The organism is Butyricimonas sp. DFI.6.44, from assembly GCF_022132345.1.
In the GTDB taxonomy this organism is placed as follows: domain Bacteria; phylum Bacteroidota; class Bacteroidia; order Bacteroidales; family Marinifilaceae; genus Butyricimonas; species Butyricimonas muris.
Map to the genome: position 1 here is coordinate 112852 of NZ_JAKNJD010000005.1, position 19299 is coordinate 132150.

Genomic DNA, 19299 nt, shown 5'->3' on the forward strand with positions numbered 1-19299 from the left:
TATGATGTTTACTTCATGGGAGTTCGTTCTCCTGTTCGTGTGTAGTGTCGTGTTGTATTACACGCTGCCCCGGAAATTCCAGAAGAGCGTGCTGTTGCTGGCGAGTTTTTGTTTTGCCGCTTACTTTAACCTGATGTTCTTGGTTATCGCTTTGGCGATAACCGGGGTAACCTTTTACCTTGGAAAATTTATCGGCAGACAGGAGAATGACGTCACCCGGAAACGGATATTCTGCGCGGGTATGGTCTTTCTGATTCTTTTTCTGGCGGTGTTCAAATATTTGGGATTTATCGAGAGTAACCTGCAATGGTTGCTGGGATTGGTCGGGATTTCGGTTGAATTTTCTGCTAAAGGCTTCCTGTTCCCCTTGGGAATCTCGTTCTACACTTTTCAAGCACTGTCCTATTTGGTAGACGTGTACTGGGGTGACGAGAATCCGGAGAGAAGCCTGCCGGATTTCACGCTGTACATGTTATTCTTCATGAAATTCCTGTCGGGCCCAATCGAAAGGGCAGGGGATTTTCTGCCGCAGTCGAAGGAGGGAAAGGCTTTTGACTACGAGGGCGTGACCTACGGGGTGAAGCTAATGTGTATCGGTCTGATGAAGAAAATGATTATTGCCGATCGGTTGGCTCCTTACCTGAACGATATATTGGGTTCCGTGGAGAGTACCAGCGGTGTGCAGTTGCTGTTGGCGGGATTGCTTTACCCGATAGAACTTTACGCGGACTTTTCCGGTTACACGGATATAGCGATAGGGGGTGCGATGGTATTTGGTTACAAGCTGTCGCCTAACTTTAATCGACCTTTCACGGCGAAAACGATCACGGATTTTTGGCGGAGATGGCACATGACCTTATCCTTTTGGGTGAGGGATTATCTCTATCAGCCGATTGCCGCCAGTAAACGCTATTGGGGGCAGTGGGGGATTGTCTACGCATTGATTATCACTTTCGTACTGTTGGGATTGTGGCACGGCGGGGGATGGAATTTCGTAATCTACGGTTTGATACAGGGACTATATATCAGTTACGAGATGCTTGCCGCCGGATTCCGGGGAAAGTTGGAGAAATTCACGGGTAAGAGCGTGTTCGGGGTATATTCCGTGGTGAGAACTTACCTGTTGTTCGCTATCTCGCTCGTGTTTTTCAGATTGGATACGCTGTCGGAAGTATGGTACATGTTCAGTCATTTATCGTTGAGCCTGCCGCACGGGATAAAAGAACTTCGCATGGGAATGCCGGATCATGATATTATCGTGCTGGTTGCCGCCATTGTCCTTTTGTTCGTGTACGAGTATTTTATGTCGAAACGGGATTTGTTGAAAGCTGTCAGTCGGCAACGGGCAGTGGTTCGCTGGGGAATATATTATTTATTTATATTCCTTTTCCTTGTGTTCGGCGAGTTCGGGAGTAAAGATTTTATCTATTTGCAATTTTAGCCATGAAGAAGACGTTTGCCTTATTTTTGTTGAAATGTGTATTGCTGATTTTGCCCTTTCTTACTTTATTGGGATTGTATTTCTATGACGATCCCTTCGAGGTCTTGCACGAGTATAAAGATTATTATAAATCCCCGGTGGCGGTGAACGAGGGATACGTGGGATGGCAATATTACCGGATGCAAAGGGATTCCGTGAAATATAATTCTTTCCTTTTAGGGAACTCCTGCACGATGGCTTTTCAAGCCAAGGATTGGGAGAAGTATATACCGGGAGGGCGTGCTATCCGTCTTTACGGTAGTGCCGAGCGATTGGGGAATATATATAGAAAAGTGCGGGCGTTGGATGCGGTGCAGGATTCTATCGCGAATATGATTATCCTGTTGGATTACGCGACATTGAAACAAACACAAATAGGTAATATATCCACCCATGTCCTACACCCGGAAGTGACGGGGCAAAGTAACTGGGAGTTTCAGATGTGTTTCTTGCAGACGTTTTTTAATCCCGATTTTTGGGTGCCTTACGTGGATTATCGTGTTACCGGACGGTATAAACGTTACATGAGGGGAGTGATCAACAGGGAAGAGGTGGAACGGAATTGCAGGTCGAATGATGTGTATAATCCGCGGGAAAAGGAGATCGCGGATTATGGTGAGTTGTACTGGGAAAGGCACAAGAAAGAATTTCCCGTGCGGGATACGGTACGGAAAGTTTCTCCGCCGATTATCATGAAAAAACAATTTGATATGCTTTCGGAGATGAGGGATATTTTCGTGAAACACGGTACGAATTGCAAGATATTAATCAACCCGAAATATGACCAAGTCCGATTGAACCCGAGCGATTTGAAACAACTGCAAGACATATTCGGGGCAGCGAACGTGTTTGACTTCTCCGGGGTGAACGAATTTACTTCAGATGTTCACAATTATTACGAGAAAGGACATTATCGTCCCTTGTTGGGAAGAAAGATTCTCGAAGCGATGTACGGGAAAAGGGATACAATAGGGATTGTCCAATGATTGGTGACGATTGCTCGCCAGCATAATCTTTTTATCTTCGAAGCATGAACGTAGCAAAAACGCTTTCGAGCGTCTTTGCTACGTTCATGCTTCGAAGATGCTACGTTCTTGGTATAGGGAAACGTGGAAGAAGGTAGCAAAAAGGAGTAGCTCATGGGCTACTCATCTTTTAATAAAGCTCGTCCAACTTATCAGCCATCGCGTAAGCGATATTGCGGCAAGTTTCGAGATCATCGTCTTTCGGGGAGCCGCATGCTTCACAAGCGGGAGCGACTACTTCCCATTTGATCTTTTCGGCGAACTGGTTGAAACGGGGCATTGCACCGCCTGCCCATGCTTTTCCGGCGAAGAATGCCGTTACATGGTTTTTCACGCCCATGTGTTCGAGTTCCGTCAAAAGGGTTTCCATTGTCGGGAAAGCGTTGCCGTTATACGCGCAGCTTCCGAAGATTACCCCGCGATAACGGAAAATATCGTTGATAATATATGACGGGTGTGTTTTGGAAGCGTCATGGATACGGATTTTCTTGATACCTCTCTCCGCGAGGAAACGGGCGATGACATCCGCCATCTTTTCGGTATTCCCGTACATGGAACTAAAGACGATAACAACACCTTTGTCTGTTTCATATTTGCTCCACTTGTCGTATTTGGCTACAATTTCTGCAATATGCGAACGGCGGATGGGACCGTGGGTGGCACAAACCATGTTGATAGGAAGTCCGCCCAGTTTCTTTAAGGCTGTCTGCGCGGGTTGACCGTATTTACCGACGATGTTGGAGTAATAACGGCTAATTTCTTCTTCAAGGTAATCCAAATCCAGTTCATCGTCAAAGATACCGCCGTCAAGAGTTCCGAATGCCCCGAAAATATCGCCACTGAACAGGATACCTTCCGTGGATTCGAAAGTTACCATTGTTTCCGGCCAATGGAGCATGGGCGCCATGTAGAAGTTCAGTTTATGTTTGCCCAAATCAAGAGAGTCTCCTTCTTTTACCTCTATAAGATTCTCGTGTACGCCGTAGAAGTTTTTCAGCATGGGGAATGTTTTCGCGTTGCCGATGATTTTCACGTCCGGGTAGCAGCATAACAGGGCTTTGATAGCTCCCGTGTGGTCAGGTTCCATGTGGTTTATCACCAGATAATCCACTTTCCGCCCGTTAAGGAGTTGCTCGATATTCTCGACGTAATCGTCCATTTTGCTTCTTTCGATCGTGTCGATAACAACCACTTTTTCATCCACGATAATATAGGAGTTGTAAGCGACACCTTTGGGAAGCGGCCAATAATTCTCGAAAATATGAGTTCTACGGTCATTGACTCCAATCCAATAAATGTCTTTCTTGATCTCTCTTGCTAAATTCATAGTATATTTTAATTTATGTGATTTACTTTGATTTTCGCGAAAATATGAAAAAAGGCTGTCAATCACTAGGGATGACAGCCTTTTTTTTATAGGTTTTCTCTACCGTGTGATAGAAAGGATTTATTTAATTCCAAGTTTCTTTTTAATATCCTTCGGAATAGAGTTTTTATGCACGATGATGTTCATCGTTTTGTATTTCATGAAAGGATAAGAAGCGTAGAAATATCCCCCGAATTTATTGTACTTGTTCCAAGAGTTCTTTACGATAAAGTAAACTGTACCGTTTTGATCTTTTGCCTTACCGATCACGTGCATACCGTGGTCATCCGTCGTCAGATAGTTGTCGAACTCTTTTTGTCTTAATTCTTGGGTGATTTCTTTTTCCGGGGCAGGTCCTTGTTTGAACGCGTCTGCCGTTTGTTGTCCTTTAGGCATAGCTTCCCATTTGGCAATCTCGGCACCGCTCATCTCTTTCGTGTCGTTGGTCGGTACTACGGCAACTCCCGGGTTAACGGTTTGGAATCCTTTCTCGCTCACGTCGGAAGCCCACGCGAAAGTGTACCCGTTATCGATAGCGTTGTCCATAACTTTGATTAGTTCGTCCAACGGTAAGTTGTATGACAATCCCCACAACCAGTTGTCGGGTACTTCGATAGCGAATTGGGTATAGAACGGGTGGTGAGTGAATGAAGTCAAGCTCACGTAGTCGTCCATGTTCAAACCTACTACCTCGTCAGCGAAGGTTCTCGGGGTATATTCTTTTCCTTTGTATTCGAATTTCTCCGGTTCCGGACCGAGATACGCGTCCAAAATACCTTCATATCCGTTTTTCCATGCGGTACTCAATTTTTTGTTTGAATTTTTGATCACGGCATTGATATATCCGGCAAGAACGTCGTCGATTTCACCGAAAGCGTGATTCGGTTCGCCGTAATTCAATCCCATGTACACGTCCATCGGAACGATACCGTAATTTTTGATCACGTGCATCACGTCGCAAAAAGCTCCACCCACGGCAAAGTTCATGTTACCATGCAAGCGAACAAATTTGTCGGCCTTGTCGCTATACGCGTGTCTTACGATGTACATGGCAGAAAGATCGATAGGCTCTTTACCCATGCGAATCATTTCAGATTCGAAGAAAGAAATTCCTGACCATGACCAGCAAGTACCTGCACGAGCCTGATCTTTTACTGAAGTTGTCGGTAATCTTTTGATATCCGTGAATTGATATCCTTTCGGTTGGTCTTGTTTCGTGTTTTGCGCGTTACCCAAGAAAGATAATGCAAAGACGAAAACAAACATGAATGATGTAATTTTTCTCATTTTGTTGAAGCTTCGATTTATTTGATTAATTAATTATTTCTATTTTTTGAACGCTGCCAAAGATACTATTTTATTGGTAATGTAATCAATCCCTCTCGAGTATTAAGAAAATTTTAAGAGTTGAAAGATTCATCCGGTTGCTCCACTTTTCCCCACAGGTTGATTTTCGTGAGGAATTTATATTTCCGGTTACATACCCAAATGAAAATGATTCCGCACGCGAGCATCACGAGGGTATCCATGTGCGAGGCTTGTGGGTTGATATCCCGGAACAAGGCGTGAGTTTGCAGGGCGGAAGATTCGTGTGTTACGACGATGGATGAAATGACATTGTTTGATAAATGTAATCCCAAGGCGAGTTCAAGACCGTCGTCCATGATGGCCACGAATCCCAGAATCAGTCCCATGAGGATATATTGCGGCATGGCTACCCAGAACCCGAAACGTTCCACTTCGGGATTGCTGGCATGAAGCAGTCCGAATATGCAACCCGTGATCAGTAAGGCTACCCACCTGTATTTGAAAAGTAGCACGCTGCCTTGCATGAGGTACCCTCGGAAGATAAATTCTTCAAAGGCGACTTGAAAGGGTATGAATATCAGGATCACGATGCACATCATGAAGAAATTGAACGGTTCGAATTGGAAAACCAAGTTGGAGGTATCACCGAAACCGTATTGCGCTCCCAATAACACGAACGACAGTATCCCCCAGATCAAGGCGCCGAAAAGAGTACGTTTTATATCAAAGCGGTTGCGTCCCGTGAGAATATCCAAGGGTTGTTTGTGATGAAGCCACTTCACGCAGAGAAGTAGAGCGATAACTCCCGCCGTGAAAGTAAACAGCATGAGAGCTAACCCGAGGTTCGTGTTCGTGATGGCTAACAGGTTATTGGCATTTCCCGATAAGGCCGCTTGCGGGTCTTTAAGAATGTAATACAACGCGAGCGGTAAGGATGCCAATTGCACTGCCGCGAAAACGATAATCAACGTGAGCAGGTAAAAATACCATTTGTTGTTTCCTCTGTACGCTTTCTCTAAAAACATAACGTGTTAATTTTGGATTTTAAATTTTAGATTTTAAATTGTATGATTCCCGAAGCAAGATAGTATTCATTCTAAATTTTTAAAATTGTTCTTGGACGGTTTTGAGTATATGTTCCAGACTGTACTCGTCGGGAATCAGTACTTGACGGGCTTTACTGCCTTCGAACGGTCCCACGATTCCGGCGGCTTCCAGTTGGTCGATAATTCGTCCGGCACGGTTGTAGCCGATAGAGAAACGACGCTGTATGGATGAAGTCGAGCCTTGCTGTGTGTTCACAACCAGACGGGCAGCTTCCTCGAACAAGGGGTCTTTCATGCCTAGATCTACGTCACTGTTGACACCGTTCTCCGTGTCGGAAACGTACTCGGGAAGCATGTAGGCTTCCGGGTATCCCTGTTGGTCGGCGATAAATTTCGTGACAGCATCCACTTCCGGTGTGTCGACAAAAGCACATTGCACGCGTACCATCTCGCTATCTTTGGAGATCAACATATCTCCCCGACCGATAAGTTGGTTCGCTCCCGGTGAGTCGAGAATCGTGCGCGAGTCTATCATGGAGGCAACTTTAAAGGCTACACGCGCGGGGAAGTTTGCCTTGATCACACCCGTGATGATATTTGTCGAGGGGCGTTGCGTGGCGATGATCATGTGTATTCCCACGGCACGGGCTAATTGTGCTATACGGGCAATCGGTTGTTCCACCTCTTTTCCGGCGGTCATGATCAAGTCGGCAAACTCGTCGACTACGACCACGATATAAGGTAGATAGCGGTGTCCGTTGTTCGGGTTCAGTTGCCGTTTCACGAACTTCTCGTTGTATTCCTTGATATTTCTCACGTGAGCCAGTTTCAACAAGTCGTAACGGCTGTCCATCTCGATACACAACGAGTTGAGCGTGGCGACCACCTTGTCGTTGTCCGTGATGATAGCTTCTTCTGCGTCCGGGAGTTTGGCAAGAAAATGTTTCTCGATGACCGAGTAGATGCTTAACTCTACTTTTTTCGGGTCTACCATGACAAACTTCAATTGTGACGGGTGTTTTTTGTACAGTAACGAGGTGATAATCGCGTTTAAGCCGACGGACTTACCTTGTCCCGTTGCCCCGGCAACCAAAAGATGGGGCATTTTAGCCAAGTCGAAAGTATAAGGCTCGTTCGAGATGGTACGGCCTAAGGCGACGGGAAGGGCGTATTTAGATTCTTGGAACTTCTTGGAAGCGATAACACCTCGCATGGAAACGATTTCCGGCTTTTGGTTGGGAACCTCGATGCCGATTGTTCCCGCCCCGGGGATCGGGGCGATAATGCGGATACCTAATGCCGCCAAACTTAAGGCGATGTCATCTTCAAGGTTTTTGATTTTGGAGATCTTGATACCGGGGGCGGGTACAATCTCGTAGAGAGTGACCGTGGGACCGATCGTTGCCTTGATTTTAGTGATTTCTATTTTATATTGCCGTAAGGTTTCGACAATGGTGTTCTTGTTTTCTTCCAGTTCCTCGGCGGTTACCTTGGAGGCATTGGAGGCATATTCTTCCAGCAAATCCAGTGGCGGGTACTGGTAATTGGATAAATCCAATGTCGGATCGTATTCCGTGTCCGGCATCAGGTTTTTGGTCAATTGCTCTTCCAGTTTGTCCGCCATGACGGTTAATTCGATATCGTCGGTCGCCGGTGGGGTAATCGTTTCCGTGTCTTGCCTGATGTCCTCGCGGTTTTCGTCGTTCAGCGGTAATTCCACTTGATTGTTGACGGTTACAAGAGAGGTGATTTCTTCCGTGTGGTCCTCTTCGATTGGCTCTTTTTCCGTGACATTGGAATAGAACTCGTCTTCTGTCGGGGCTTCCGTGATGATTTCATTTTCCGGAGACAAGTTTGTGTCCTCGGTTTCGTTTTCCGGCTGTTCTGTTTTCATTTCCCGTTGGGTTGCCGCGGCCTCTCTGGCCATCCTTCTCTCTTCTTTGCGTTGTGCCTTGCGGGCGAAATAAGCCTTGACCATTGTCACGCATTTATTAAAGGCATTTTCAAACCCGAAGAACAGGATAACGGCAAACGATACCAGTAAAAGGAAAAGAGTCCCGATTTCACCGATAAACGAATTTAACCAGAAACACACGAAATAACCGTGCGCCCCGCCGGGGAAGACATAACCGGATGGAACGAAATTGAAGATATATCCTAGTAATAAGGAGATCCAGATGACAAGCACGAAGCTAAGGAGGATTTTCTTCCCGAGGCTTTTCAACGGACGTCCCATGATGCCCAGACCGATGATAAACAGCAGGTAGCAGAATATAAATGAAGACACGCCGAACCAGCGGTTCACGAGCAAGTCGGAGAGATAAGCTCCCAGCTTCCTGCCGGGATTCCCCACGACAATATCGGGATTCGTGACGAGTTCCCGCGTTTCTTTGTCTATCAGGCTTTGATCCATGCCGCCCGTGAAGAAAAAGCCCGCGAGTGACACGAAAAGATAGACGGAAAATAACATGAATATCAACCCTACAACTACACGGGTCCGGGGATCTCTGAGGAAACCAAGGGAAAGCGAACCGCGCGTCTTTTCGTTCTTTTTACTGTTTATACGTGTTATCATTTTGAATAGAAATTAATCGAATATCGCAGGTACAAATGTATCTATTTTAGATTTTAGATTTTAGATTTTAGATTTTAAATTTTAGATTTTAGATTGAAATGATGAAAGAATCGATAAATTGGACCGATGAGGATAACTTGCAACTTGTGAACCTGTAACTTGCAACTCGCCGCGGGCGAAACAAGGTTAAGGTATCTTAATTAAGAATTTCTTAATATAGAGTTGGCAAGGATATTGCTAATATTGTAGTATCCAAACAAATTGAATAGTATTTACGTTTAATGAATAAAGGAGATAAAGATATGACCATGAAGAAATCATTAGCGAATTTAGGCTTGGGAGTCATTGGCGGTTGTCTCGCTTTCGTGGCGATAGACGCCTTCCGTGGAGAGAGTGAAAATACGGTTCCGCGAATGGAGATTGCTTCTCCGGCGGCAGTGCGCCCCGTGGCGTTGACTTCCGAAGCCGCGCTTCCCGCGGGAGGTGCCGGTAGCGTCGATCTGAGGGAGGCTGCCAAAAAGACAGTTCCGGCTGTTGTTCATGTCAAAACGGTACAAATGGGACGAGAATATATAGGCAATCCTTTCTGGGATTTTATATACGGGAACGCACCGCGTACACGCGAGGCTCCCCAGAGAATGGGTATAGGTTCGGGTGTAATCGTTTCGGCAGACGGGTATATTATCACGAACAATCACGTGATTGATAATAGCGATAAGATTGTAGTGACCTTGAATGATAAAAAGGAGTACGAGGCACAGGTTGTCGGTACCGATCCGAACACGGATATCGCTTTGTTGAAAGTCGAGGCAACCGGATTGCCTTACCTCGAGTATGCCAATTCGGACGACGTGGAGTTGGGCGAATGGGTGCTGGCGGTAGGTAACCCGTATAATCTGACTTCAACCGTTACGGCGGGTATTATCAGTGCCAAGGCGAGAGAATTGGGTATCAATCGAAACCGGATGAGCCTCGAATCATTCTTGCAGACGGATGCCGCCGTGAACCCGGGTAATAGCGGGGGAGCGTTGGTGAATGCCAAGGGGGAACTGATCGGTATCAATACGGCGATAGAATCGCCCACGGGTTCCTATTCCGGGTACGCTTTCGCGGTGCCCTCGAATATAGCGAGAAAGATAGTGGGTGACTTGAAAGATTTCGGTACGGTACAACGGGCTATGCTGGGAATTTCAATGCCGAACGAGGAATTGTCACCTTCCGTGGCGAAGAAGCTGGGAATAGAGGAAACGAGCGGTATTTACGTTTTCGAGGCAATCCCTGACGGGGCTGCCGCCAAAGCCGGGATGAAGAAAGGTGACGTGATTAAGGCTATTAACGGTATCGAGGTGAAGACTCGTCCGGAATTTCAGGGACAGTTGGCTAAATACCACCCGGGAGCCACGGTGAAAGTTACCGTGAGTCGGGGAGGCAAGTTGAAGGACCTTGACGTGGTATTGCAGAACACGTATGGCGATGTATCTCTCGTGGATAAGAACTACACGGGTATTTTGGGTGCAACTGTCGAACCGCTGAGCCGTGAAACGCGTTACCGTTACGGTTTGAACGGCGGCGTGCAGATTACCGATATCAAGAACGGTCCGTTTAAAGCGATCGGGCTGGATAAAGGGTATATTATCCTGAAAATTAATAACACGGTTATTTATGATAAGGATGACTTGGTACGGGCACTTAAAACGGCCGAAAACGAGGGTGTTCTTGTGACAACTGTTTCGCCGAGAGGACGCATCGAGTACTATGCTTTACCGCCACAAGATTAAAAAAAGTTAATAATAGAAAGGTGTCGATTTTAACATATTGGTATATGGATAAATTGTTCTACCTTTGCGACATATTTGGGGGAGAATTTAAGAACGACTATGAGACAGCTAAAGATAACGAAATCTATAACGAACAGAGAGAGTGCTTCTCTCGACAAGTACTTGCAGGAGATTGGTAAGGAGGATTTGATTACCGTGGAGGAAGAAGTTGAGTTAGCTCAACGAATCCGCAAGGGTGATCAGAGAGCGTTGGAGAAATTGACGAGGGCGAACTTGAGGTTCGTGGTTTCCGTTGCAAAACAGTACCAGAATCAAGGGTTGAGTTTGCCTGACCTTATCAACGAGGGGAACTTAGGTTTAATCAAAGCAGCTGAGAAATTTGATGAGACGAGGGGATTTAAATTTATCTCCTATGCCGTATGGTGGATTCGTCAGTCTATTTTGCAAGCGTTAGCGGAACAATCGCGTATTGTACGTCTGCCGTTGAACCAAGTAGGCTCACTGAACAAGATCAACAAGGCCTTTTCCCGCTTCGAGCAGGAACATGAACGCCGTCCGTCGCCGGAAGAGTTGGCGGAGACATTGGATTTGCCGGCAGAGAAGGTGGCAGATACCCTACGTGTTTCCGGACGCCATATTTCCGTGGACGCTCCTTTCGTGGAAGGAGAGGACAACAGTTTGCTCGACGTGCTGGTAAACGACGACTCGCCTGTTGCCGACAAAACGTTGATCAACGAATCTCTATCCACCGAGGTGGAACGTGCTTTAGCAACGTTGACTGAACGTGAACGCGATATTATCCGTCTTTTCTTCGGTATCAACTGCCAAGAGATGACTTTGGAGGAAATCGGCGAGAAGTTCGGTTTAACCCGCGAACGTGTTCGCCAGATTAAAGAAAAGGCTATCCGCCGCTTGAGACATTCGTCAAGAAGTAAATTACTGAAAACTTATCTGGGATAAAAGAAAGGTATCCTTTTTTTAGACAAGTTTATAAAAGCATAAAAAAGCCATTCGGGAAGTAAAATCCGGATGGCTTTTTTCATTCTCATAGACTTCTGTAATTTTTTTCTTAACTTTGGAGAATCAATTAAAACTAGAAGAATTATGAAGAAATCATTTTTATTTTTGGCAGATGGATTTGAGGAAGTGGAAGCACTTGGAACGGTAGATGTATTGCGTCGGGGGACGGTAGAGGTAAAGACGGTTTCGATTTCCGGGAAGAAAGAAGTAACGGGAGCGCATGGGGTTCCTGTAGTTGCCGATCTTTTGATAGATGAGGTGAAGGAAGAAGAGGCCGAATTTTTGATTTGTCCGGGAGGGATGCCGGGTGCGAAGAATCTGGGTGACTGTCCGGCTTTAGTGCAATTGATACAAAAGCATTTTGATAAAGGGGGATACGTGGCTGCAATCTGTGCCGCTCCGGCTTTGGTATTGAGTAAGATCAAGATGGACCGGAAACGGCAGATGACTTGTTACCTGGGATTCGAGGAGTATTTGCCGGAGGCGGATATACAACCTCATGGAGTGGTTGTGGACGGAAACTTGATTACAGGCAGAGGTCCGGCGTATACCTTTAAATTCGGTTTGGCAATCCTTGAACAATTGACTTCGAAGAAAGTCGCGGAGGATGTGGCTGCCGGAATGTTACTTGACTAGATGAAGTATTTTATACTTTTCGGGATATGCTGTTTATTTGCCCTGCAAGGGGTGGGACAGGGAACAACACTTGGAACCCGGATCGCACCACCTTCGGGGTATACCAGAATAAACGCGGGGGAAGATTCTTTCGGGGCTTATCTGAGGAATCTTCCTTTGCGTCCTCGTGGAACCAAGGTCCGTTATTTTGATGGGCGGGAAAAACGGGACACGGGGGTATACTGTGCCGTGGTCGATATGGAGATTGGCAAGCGGAATTTGCAGCAATGTGCGGATGCCGTGATTCGTTTACGGGCGGAATATCTTTACAAGCAAAAAGCGTATGATAAGATACATTTCAATTTCACGAACGGTTTCCGTGCGGACTATACCAAGTGGGCGGAAGGATATCGGATAAGCGTGAAAGGAAATCAGGTTTCGTGGTACAAGGCGAAAGAAAAGGATTATTCTTACAAGACTTTCCGGGCTTATCTGGATATCGTGTTTGCTTATGCCGGAACATTATCTCTTTCCAAGGAATTGCAGCCCGTACCGGTTTCTTCCATGCGGATCGGGGATGTTCTTATTCAAGGCGGTTCGCCCGGTCATGCCGTGGTTGTGGTGGATATGGCGGAAAAACCTTCTACCGGGGAAAAGCTGTATCTGTTGGCACAAAGTTATATGCCGGCACAGGATATACAGGTATTGAAGAACCCGGGAGAACCCAAAATCTCACCTTGGTATTCTTTGAAATCCACGGGGAATATCATCACTCCCGAGTGGGGATTCACGTCTTCCGATTTGAAACGATTTAAGGAATAATGTGATTATATTTTTCAAAAGCCCCCAATCCGAATAAGGAAAAATCATAGCGTATCGGGTCTATCGGGTCCAGTTCCCGAAGGCGGGCGGTAAGTTCTTCCACGGCTTTGCGGTCGTTCTGGTTGCGGGTGAGCAGACCGAGTTGACGACTGACGTTGCCGGTATGGAGATCCAGCGGGATGAGTAGGGCAGAGGTGGGAATGTTTTTCCATAACCCGAAGTCGACTTCCCCGTCGCGACGAACCATCCAGCGCAGGAACATGTTTACTCTTTTGGCGGCGGAACCTTTGTCCACGTTGGCAATATGGCGTAGTACACGTGGTTCGGCGGGGAGAGAGGTAAAGACGGTATGCCATTCCCGCAAAACGTCGAACATATCCCCGTGTTTCCGGTAGGCTTCCGTGAAGACGTTCTCCAGTCCCCCGCGGTTACGATAGATGTTGGCAAGAGATTGAAGAAAATAGACACAATCATAGCTGTTGAACGTGCGATGTTTGAAGTTACGGAATCGTTCGTAATCAGCGGCGTCGGCGTGCATCACGAAATCGTACGGGGCGTAGTCCATGAGTTGCATGAGTTCCTTGCATTTCTTGATAATCGTGGGGCGTTGTCCCCACGCGAGAGAGGCGGCAAGGAAGCCCGCTATTTCAATATCTTCTTTCTCTTCAAAGCATTTGGGAATCTGGATCGGGTCAGTCTCGATAAAAAATTCCGACTTGTTGTATTCTACGTATTTTTCGTCCAGTAACTGTTTTAATTCCTTGGAAAACATAATCATCAATCGTAAATCGTAAATCTAAAATTTCCCGGCTCTCAGCATCTCCCTTTTTCCCGGTGGTCCCGGAAGACGTTTCAAGCTGAACCCGACTTCCCGTAAGGCTTGTTTAACGATTCCTTTCACGCAATATGTCACCAGAATCCCGTTAGGTTTAAGAGCTTGATAGAATTTGGACAGAATATCCGCGCTCCACAAATGAGGTTGGACATCCGGCGCGAAAGCATCAAAAAACACGATATCGAATTGTTCGGTGAAACAGACGTCTGAAAAGTCGGCCTCGTGTTTATGCAACGTGAAGTAAGGGGTGATTTCAACTTCTTTTTCCCAAGGGGAGCTATGTATCTCTTTGAATAAGGATGCATCTTCCGCGGGGAAAAAAGTCGTGTAGTTCAAATTAGCCAGTTCTTCTTCGGTTAGCGGGTATTTTTCGAAGCTGTGGAACACGACATTCCGTTGGTTATCCTTTGCGTTCAGCAGGGTTAAAAAAGCATTTAACCCGGTACCGAACCCTGCTTCAAGGATGTGGATGCTGTTTTGCCCGTAATACTCGATTCCGGCTTGGATAAAAATATGGCGGGATTCTTGTATCGCGCCGTGGACGGAATGGTAGTGTTCATTCAGTTCCGGTACGTGTAACGTGGTACTCCCGTCTTCCGTTGTGATAATCTCACGGTGCATCATCAGCACAATTCCTGACGTAATAGGTTAGCAAATTCGACGATATCGTTTTCCGTCGTGTCGAACGAGCATACCCATCTCACTTCGGCGGCATCTTCATCCCAAACGTAGAAGAAACATTCGTCTTGCAGTTTTTGGATTTTATCTCTTGGGATAATGGCAAATACTTCGTTGGCTTCCACTTTTTGAGTAAGGGTCACGGAAGGTATTTGTTCCGCCGCGTTTGCGAGGTTCTTGGCCATGGCATTGGAGTGGGCAGCGGCTTTCAACCAAAGGTCATTTTTCAGCACGGCAGAAAATTGTGCGGCGATGAATCTCGTTTTGGAATGCAGTTGCATCAATTGCTTGCGGATATACTTCACCTCTTTCGATATTCGTGTGTTGAAGAAAATCACCGCCTCCCCGAACATCATCCCGTTTTTCGTGCCCCCGAAACTCATGACGTCGATACCGACTTCTTTCGTTATGCTTGCCGGGGAACATCCCAAGTGAGCGATGGCATTTGCCACGCGTGCCCCGTCCATGTGGACGTACATGTCGTGGGCGTGAGCGAAGTCACATATCTCTTTTAATTCGTCACGCGAATAAACGGTTCCTAATTCCGTGCATTGCGTGAGTGAAATCACTTTGGGTTGCACGTGATGTTGGTCACCGAAGTGGTGCATGTGGTTCTGGATTAACCCGACATTCAATTTCCCGTCGAACGTGGGCACGGTCAGTAATTTGCTTCCTGTTTGTTTTTCGATAGCCCCGCATTCGTCCACGTTGATATGTGCTGTTTCGGCACAGATGATGGCGTTGTATGAATGCGTGAAGGCGGACAGGCTCAAGATGTTTGCCCCGGTACCGTTGTACACGAAATATACATCGATGTCTTCCCCGAATATCTCTTTGAAATCGGCAACAGCCTTTTCCGTGTAAGAGTCTTCTCCATAGGAGTGAGCGTGCCCGTAGGCGGATTCTTCCAGTGCTTTGAAAACCTCCGGTAGTACACCTGAAAAGTTGTCGCTACCGAAACCTCTAATACCCATAATTGAACTAATTTATTTATAATTGTTTGGACAAAAATAGTGATTATTTATATTATCGGGAAATAAAATGAGGCTATCTCATTTTTATTTGAGATAGCCTCTGTTATTTTGAATGTTGATTGTCTTATCCCAAGAACGATAACAGGATACCGGCGGCAACGGCAGAACCGATAACTCCCGCCACGTTTGGTCCCATGGCATGCATCAGCAGGAAGTTGCCGGGGTTGGCTTCTTGTCCCACGTTTTGTGACACGCGGGCTGCCATCGGAACGGCAGAAACTCCGGCTGAGCCGATCAACGGGTTAATCTTGTTTTTGGTAAACAAGTTCATGAATTTTGCCAGTAATACACCACCGGCACTACCCATGCTGAACGCCAAAATACCGATCAACAGAATTGCCAACGTCTGGAAATTCAAGAATGCCGCTGCGGTAGTGGTCGCTCCCACGGAAATACCGAGGAATATGGTAGTGATATTCATTAACTCGTTTTGAACGGTTTTACTCAATCGATCCACGACACCGCTTTCACGCATCAGGTTACCCAACATCAAACAACCGATTAGCGGGGCTGCCGATGGCAATAACAAGGACACGAAGATTGTTACCACGATAGGGAACACGATTTTCTCTTTCTTGGAAACTTTACGCAATTGTTGCATCACGATTTCCCGTTCCTTTTGGGTTGTTAACGCTCTCATGATGGGCGGTTGAATCACGGGTACCAGCGCCATGTACGAGTAGGCCGCAACCGCGATAGGACCGAGCAATCCCGGTGCCAGTTTCGAGGTCAGGTAAATTGCCGTCGGTCCGTCAGCACCTCCGATAATCCCGATGGAACCTGCTTCTGCGTAAGTGAATCCTAACGCCAAAGCTCCAAGGAAAGTAGCAAAGATACCGATCTGCGCAGCTGCCCCTAGAAGAAAACTCTTCGGGTTTGCTAACAGCGGTCCGAAATCGGTCATGGCACCTACACCGATAAAAATAATACAAGGATATATACCCAATTTAACACCCAAATAGATGTAGTCCAATAGCCCGACATTATTAGCATCCGCGAAATCTGCCCAATGTACATGCCCACCACCGAATAGTTCCGGGTGATATAATCCGGCTCCGGGTAGGTTGGTCAACAACATACCGAAAGCTATAGGTAATAATAACAAGGGCTCGAATTTTTTCACGATTGCTAGGTAAAATAGTACGCATGACACTAGTATCATTATGATACATAACCAGTTCCCGTTCGCGAAATGAGCGAATCCCGTGTCATTTATAAACTTCATTACCTTTTCTCCCATATCAATCTCTTCCGCGCTCGCGCTAAACGGAAGAATGAATAACCCGAGTAATGTCGCTATGCTTAAAAGATATTTCTTTAATTGTTTCATTGTTAACAAGTTTACGATGAATTAAGCCAAATCAACAAGCGAATCCTCTTGGGAAACAGACTGTCCGACAGTCACATGGATAGCCTTCACCTGTCCATCGTTGTTAGCCATGATGTTGTTTTCCATCTTCATCGCTTCCATCACGAGTAAAGTATCACCGCGTTTCACGCGGTCGCCTACTTTCACGTTAATGGCAGAAATCGTACCGGGAAGCGGGGCTTTGATTGAAGTTTTGTTAGATGAAGTGTTGGAGGATGAATGATGTACCAGTGTGGCGGCAGGGATGGCTGCAGCTTTACGAGCAACGGGTGTTGACGTTGTGTTCTTGCTCTCGTAAAGTACATCATATGAAATCCCGTTTACCTCAACAGTAGCCTTGTTATGATCTGTTACGCTCACGGTGACATCGAAATTATTCTCGTCTATAGTGATTTTAAATTTGTTCATAATCTTTAATTGTTACTTGGTAAGATTTCTCATGCTATAAATTTTAGAACTCCACGGGGAATAGCGTCTTTCTACCTCCTGTATCGTGATGACGTGGGGTTCTTCATCATGCGAGTCAAAGTACAGGTGCATAGCCATGGCAATGGCAGCCTGTTCATGTGGCGTCGGATGAGCATCGGTTGTTACCGCGGGTGCCGTAACACTGGGTTGGGGTTTCACTTGGTCTTCCAAACGATCCGTGATTTTTGTTTGTAAATTAATGATCCAAATCAAAATAATCAACAACAAAAACACGGTACCCATCCCTATCCCGGTAACGAGGAGCGCGTAGCCCCAATTGATAGCTAACATGGTCATATCTTAAATTATAAAGGTATATTAGAATGTTTCTTCATCGGGTTGGTAACACGTTTGGTCTGCAATGACTGGAAGGCTCTAATCACGCGGAAGCGAGTGTTACGCGGCTCGATAACATCATCAATATACCCGTAAGAAGCAGCCTTGTACGGGTTGGCAAACGCCGTGTTGTACTCGTCTTCTTTTGTCGCGATGAATTTGGCTTTCTCTTCGGCATCAGTGATAGCCGCCAACTCCTTACCGTACAACACCTCGATAGCACCCTTAGCTCCCATAACGGCGATTTGTGCCGTCGGCCAAGCGTAGTTGAAGTCACCTCGCAATTGCTTGCATGACATCACGTCGTGAGCCCCACCGTAAGATTTACGCAAAGTCACTGTTACTTTAGGAACGGTAGCTTCCCCGTAAGCGAACATCAATTTCGCACCGTGAGTGATGATTCCACCATACTCTTGCACACGTCCGGGCAAGAATCCCGGTACGTCAACCAACGTTAATACAGGAATATTGAAACAGTCGCAGAAACGCACGAAACGTGCTGCCTTGCGTGATGATTCTATATCAAGCACCCCGGCATAGAAACTCGGTTGGTTGGCGATAACCCCAATGGAACGTCCTCCCATGCGGCAGAAACCGACAATAATATTGCGGGCATAACGTTTGTGTACTTCAAGGAATTTACCGTTATCCACGATAGCCTCGATAACCTCCATCATGTTGTACGGGTGGTTCGGGTTGTCCGGTATCAAGCTGTTCAGCTTGTCTTCCAAACGGTCGATAGGATCGTTGCATATCACCATGGGAGCCTCTTCCAAGTTGTTGGAAGGTAAATAAGACAGTAAATCGCGAATAGTAGCGATTCCTTCTTCTTCGTTCTCCGCCAAGAAGTGAGAAACACCGGATTTGGTAGAATGAACTTCAGCACCTCCCAGTTCTTCAGTACTGATGTCTTCTCCCGTTACGGTTTTTACTACTTTAGGTCCGGTCACGAACATGTAGGACGATTGATCGGTCATCAGGATGAAGTCCGTCAACGCGGGAGAATACACTGCACCTCCGGCGCAAGGACCGAAAATGGCGGATATCTGGGGAATTACTCCCGAGGCCAAAATATTGCGTTCAAAAATTTCAGCATACCCGGCCAAAGAGTTTACCCCCTCTTGAATACGGGCACCACCGGAATCGTTCAACCCGATAATCGGGGCTCCCACGGTCATGGCTTTATCCATAACCTTACAGATTTTTTGTGCCAACATTTCGGAAAGGGCACCGCCGAATACCGTGAAATCTTGGGCAAACACGAACACGAGGCGTCCGTCGATAGTACCTTGTCCGGTAACGACACCGTCGCCCAAGAATTTGGTTTTCTCCATGCCGAAGTTGTAACAACGATGTGTTACGAACATGTCAAACTCCTCGAAACTATCTTCATCCAGCAACATGGCGATTCTTTCCCGCGCGGTATATTTCCCTTTTTTGTGTTGGGATTCGATACGCTTTTCACCCCCTCCAAGTTTTGCCTGAACTCGTAAGTCGATTAATTCTTTGACTTTATCTTGATTTGTCATATTGTCATGATTTAT

17 protein-coding genes are annotated in these 19299 nt (G+C 46.4%); 6 read left to right on the forward strand and 11 right to left on the reverse strand.

The annotated features are described in order from the left end of the window. Nucleotide 1: 1 nt before the first annotated feature. Together L0M98_RS08470 and L0M98_RS08475 are read left to right on the forward strand one after the other, a co-directional pair. Nucleotides 2-1441 (forward strand): MBOAT family O-acyltransferase, encoded by a 1440-nt coding sequence (locus L0M98_RS08470; RefSeq protein WP_099293167.1) that lies wholly within the window; start codon nucleotides 2-4, stop codon nucleotides 1439-1441. Nucleotides 1442-1443: 2 nt separating this feature from the next. Next, nucleotides 1444-2466 (forward strand): histidine kinase, encoded by a 1023-nt coding sequence (locus L0M98_RS08475; RefSeq protein ID WP_227215552.1) that lies wholly within the window; start codon nucleotides 1444-1446, stop codon nucleotides 2464-2466. A 169-nt stretch (nucleotides 2467-2635) separates the two neighbouring features. Here the strand turns inward: L0M98_RS08475 and L0M98_RS08480 are convergent, their stop codons facing one another. The 4 genes from L0M98_RS08480 to L0M98_RS08495 all read right to left on the reverse strand — a co-directional run bounded on the left by L0M98_RS08480 (nucleotide 2636) and on the right by L0M98_RS08495 (nucleotide 8800). After that, nucleotides 2636-3832, reverse strand: coding sequence for an FprA family A-type flavoprotein (locus tag L0M98_RS08480; RefSeq protein ID WP_227215553.1), 1197 nt, complete (start codon nucleotides 3830-3832; stop codon nucleotides 2636-2638). Between the two features lie 120 nt (nucleotides 3833-3952). Further along, a complete protein-coding gene (locus L0M98_RS08485) occupies nucleotides 3953-5158 on the reverse strand; it encodes an aminopeptidase C (RefSeq protein ID WP_176555106.1) in 1206 nt (401 codons plus the stop codon). A 113-nt stretch (nucleotides 5159-5271) separates the two neighbouring features. After that, nucleotides 5272-6204: a CPBP family intramembrane glutamic endopeptidase gene (locus L0M98_RS08490; RefSeq protein WP_227215554.1), complete on the reverse strand. Its 933-nt coding sequence runs from the start codon at nucleotides 6202-6204 to the stop codon at nucleotides 5272-5274. A gap of 79 nt (nucleotides 6205-6283) precedes the next feature. Continuing rightward, nucleotides 6284-8800 (reverse strand): FtsK/SpoIIIE family DNA translocase, encoded by a 2517-nt coding sequence (locus tag L0M98_RS08495; protein ID WP_227215555.1) that lies wholly within the window; start codon nucleotides 8798-8800, stop codon nucleotides 6284-6286. A gap of 308 nt (nucleotides 8801-9108) precedes the next feature. Here L0M98_RS08495 and L0M98_RS08500 point away from each other — a divergent pair, with 308 nt between their 5' ends. The 4 genes from L0M98_RS08500 (at nucleotide 9109) to L0M98_RS08515 (ending at nucleotide 13035) form a co-directional block, all read left to right on the forward strand. Then, entirely contained in the window at nucleotides 9109-10578 is a 1470-nt protein-coding gene (locus L0M98_RS08500) for a trypsin-like peptidase domain-containing protein (RefSeq protein ID WP_227215556.1), read from the forward strand. Between the two features lie 99 nt (nucleotides 10579-10677). Continuing rightward, a complete protein-coding gene (locus L0M98_RS08505; protein WP_026207779.1) occupies nucleotides 10678-11538 on the forward strand; it encodes a sigma-70 family RNA polymerase sigma factor in 861 nt (286 codons plus the stop codon). A gap of 144 nt (nucleotides 11539-11682) precedes the next feature. Next, nucleotides 11683-12234 carry a DJ-1 family glyoxalase III gene (locus L0M98_RS08510; protein ID WP_227215557.1) on the forward strand — a complete coding sequence of 184 codons (552 nt, stop codon included), beginning with the start codon at nucleotides 11683-11685 and terminating at the stop codon, nucleotides 12232-12234. Further along, a complete protein-coding gene (locus L0M98_RS08515) occupies nucleotides 12235-13035 on the forward strand; it encodes a DUF4846 domain-containing protein (RefSeq protein ID WP_227215558.1) in 801 nt (266 codons plus the stop codon). It abuts the gene before it with no gap. On the opposite strand, the gene L0M98_RS08520 is transcribed toward L0M98_RS08515, so the two are convergent. From L0M98_RS08520 to L0M98_RS08550, 7 genes are all read right to left on the reverse strand, one after another. Further along, on the reverse strand, nucleotides 13025-13807 hold the full coding sequence (locus L0M98_RS08520; protein ID WP_099294654.1) for a TIGR02757 family protein: 783 nt from the start codon (nucleotides 13805-13807) through the stop codon (nucleotides 13025-13027). The two genes, L0M98_RS08515 and L0M98_RS08520, sit on opposite strands and share 11 nt — an antisense overlap. Before the next feature lie 24 nt (nucleotides 13808-13831). After that, nucleotides 13832-14494, reverse strand: a complete 663-nt coding sequence (gene mnmD / locus L0M98_RS08525; protein ID WP_317198016.1) for a tRNA (5-methylaminomethyl-2-thiouridine)(34)-methyltransferase MnmD — start codon at nucleotides 14492-14494, stop codon at nucleotides 13832-13834. Then, nucleotides 14494-15516: a threonine aldolase family protein gene (locus L0M98_RS08530; RefSeq protein WP_317198022.1), complete on the reverse strand. Its 1023-nt coding sequence runs from the start codon at nucleotides 15514-15516 to the stop codon at nucleotides 14494-14496. Before L0M98_RS08530 ends, mnmD begins: the two co-directional genes overlap by 1 nt. Nucleotides 15517-15646: 130 nt before the next feature. After that, nucleotides 15647-16912 (reverse strand): sodium ion-translocating decarboxylase subunit beta, encoded by a 1266-nt coding sequence (locus tag L0M98_RS08535; RefSeq protein WP_227215560.1) that lies wholly within the window; start codon nucleotides 16910-16912, stop codon nucleotides 15647-15649. 21 nt (nucleotides 16913-16933) lie between these two features. Then, entirely contained in the window at nucleotides 16934-17359 is a 426-nt protein-coding gene (locus L0M98_RS08540) for a biotin/lipoyl-containing protein (RefSeq protein ID WP_099293105.1), read from the reverse strand. Between the two features lie 12 nt (nucleotides 17360-17371). Further along, nucleotides 17372-17716, reverse strand: a complete 345-nt coding sequence (locus L0M98_RS08545; protein ID WP_227215561.1) for an OadG family protein — start codon at nucleotides 17714-17716, stop codon at nucleotides 17372-17374. Between the two features lie 8 nt (nucleotides 17717-17724). Next, on the reverse strand, nucleotides 17725-19284 hold the full coding sequence (locus L0M98_RS08550; protein WP_227215562.1) for an acyl-CoA carboxylase subunit beta: 1560 nt from the start codon (nucleotides 19282-19284) through the stop codon (nucleotides 17725-17727). Between the last annotated feature and the right edge of the window lie 15 nt (nucleotides 19285-19299).

Bases quoted from the DNA above. Each gene is read 5' to 3' on its own strand.
- L0M98_RS08515 (WP_227215558.1), top strand. From the start codon at position 12,235: ATGAAGTATTTTATACTTTTCGGGATATGCTGTTTATTTGCCCTGCAA.
- L0M98_RS08520 (WP_099294654.1), bottom strand. From the start codon at position 13,807: ATGTTTTCCAAGGAATTAAAACAGTTACTGGACGAAAAATACGTAGAA.
- L0M98_RS08500 (WP_227215556.1), top strand. From the start codon at position 9,109: ATGAAGAAATCATTAGCGAATTTAGGCTTGGGAGTCATTGGCGGTTGT.
- L0M98_RS08505 (WP_026207779.1), top strand. From the start codon at position 10,678: ATGAGACAGCTAAAGATAACGAAATCTATAACGAACAGAGAGAGTGCT.
- L0M98_RS08545 (WP_227215561.1), bottom strand. From the start codon at position 17,716: ATGACCATGTTAGCTATCAATTGGGGCTACGCGCTCCTCGTTACCGGG.
- L0M98_RS08470 (WP_099293167.1), top strand. From the start codon at position 2: ATGATGTTTACTTCATGGGAGTTCGTTCTCCTGTTCGTGTGTAGTGTC.
- L0M98_RS08510 (WP_227215557.1), top strand. From the start codon at position 11,683: ATGAAGAAATCATTTTTATTTTTGGCAGATGGATTTGAGGAAGTGGAA.
- L0M98_RS08495 (WP_227215555.1), bottom strand. From the start codon at position 8,800: ATGATAACACGTATAAACAGTAAAAAGAACGAAAAGACGCGCGGTTCG.
- L0M98_RS08480 (WP_227215553.1), bottom strand. From the start codon at position 3,832: ATGAATTTAGCAAGAGAGATCAAGAAAGACATTTATTGGATTGGAGTC.
- L0M98_RS08475 (WP_227215552.1), top strand. From the start codon at position 1,444: ATGAAGAAGACGTTTGCCTTATTTTTGTTGAAATGTGTATTGCTGATT.
- L0M98_RS08550 (WP_227215562.1), bottom strand. From the start codon at position 19,284: ATGACAAATCAAGATAAAGTCAAAGAATTAATCGACTTACGAGTTCAG.
- L0M98_RS08485 (WP_176555106.1), bottom strand. From the start codon at position 5,158: ATGAGAAAAATTACATCATTCATGTTTGTTTTCGTCTTTGCATTATCT.
- L0M98_RS08540 (WP_099293105.1), bottom strand. From the start codon at position 17,359: ATGAACAAATTTAAAATCACTATAGACGAGAATAATTTCGATGTCACC.
- L0M98_RS08535 (WP_227215560.1), bottom strand. From the start codon at position 16,912: ATGAAACAATTAAAGAAATATCTTTTAAGCATAGCGACATTACTCGGG.
- L0M98_RS08490 (WP_227215554.1), bottom strand. From the start codon at position 6,204: ATGTTTTTAGAGAAAGCGTACAGAGGAAACAACAAATGGTATTTTTAC.
- mnmD (WP_317198016.1), bottom strand. From the start codon at position 14,494: ATGATGCACCGTGAGATTATCACAACGGAAGACGGGAGTACCACGTTA.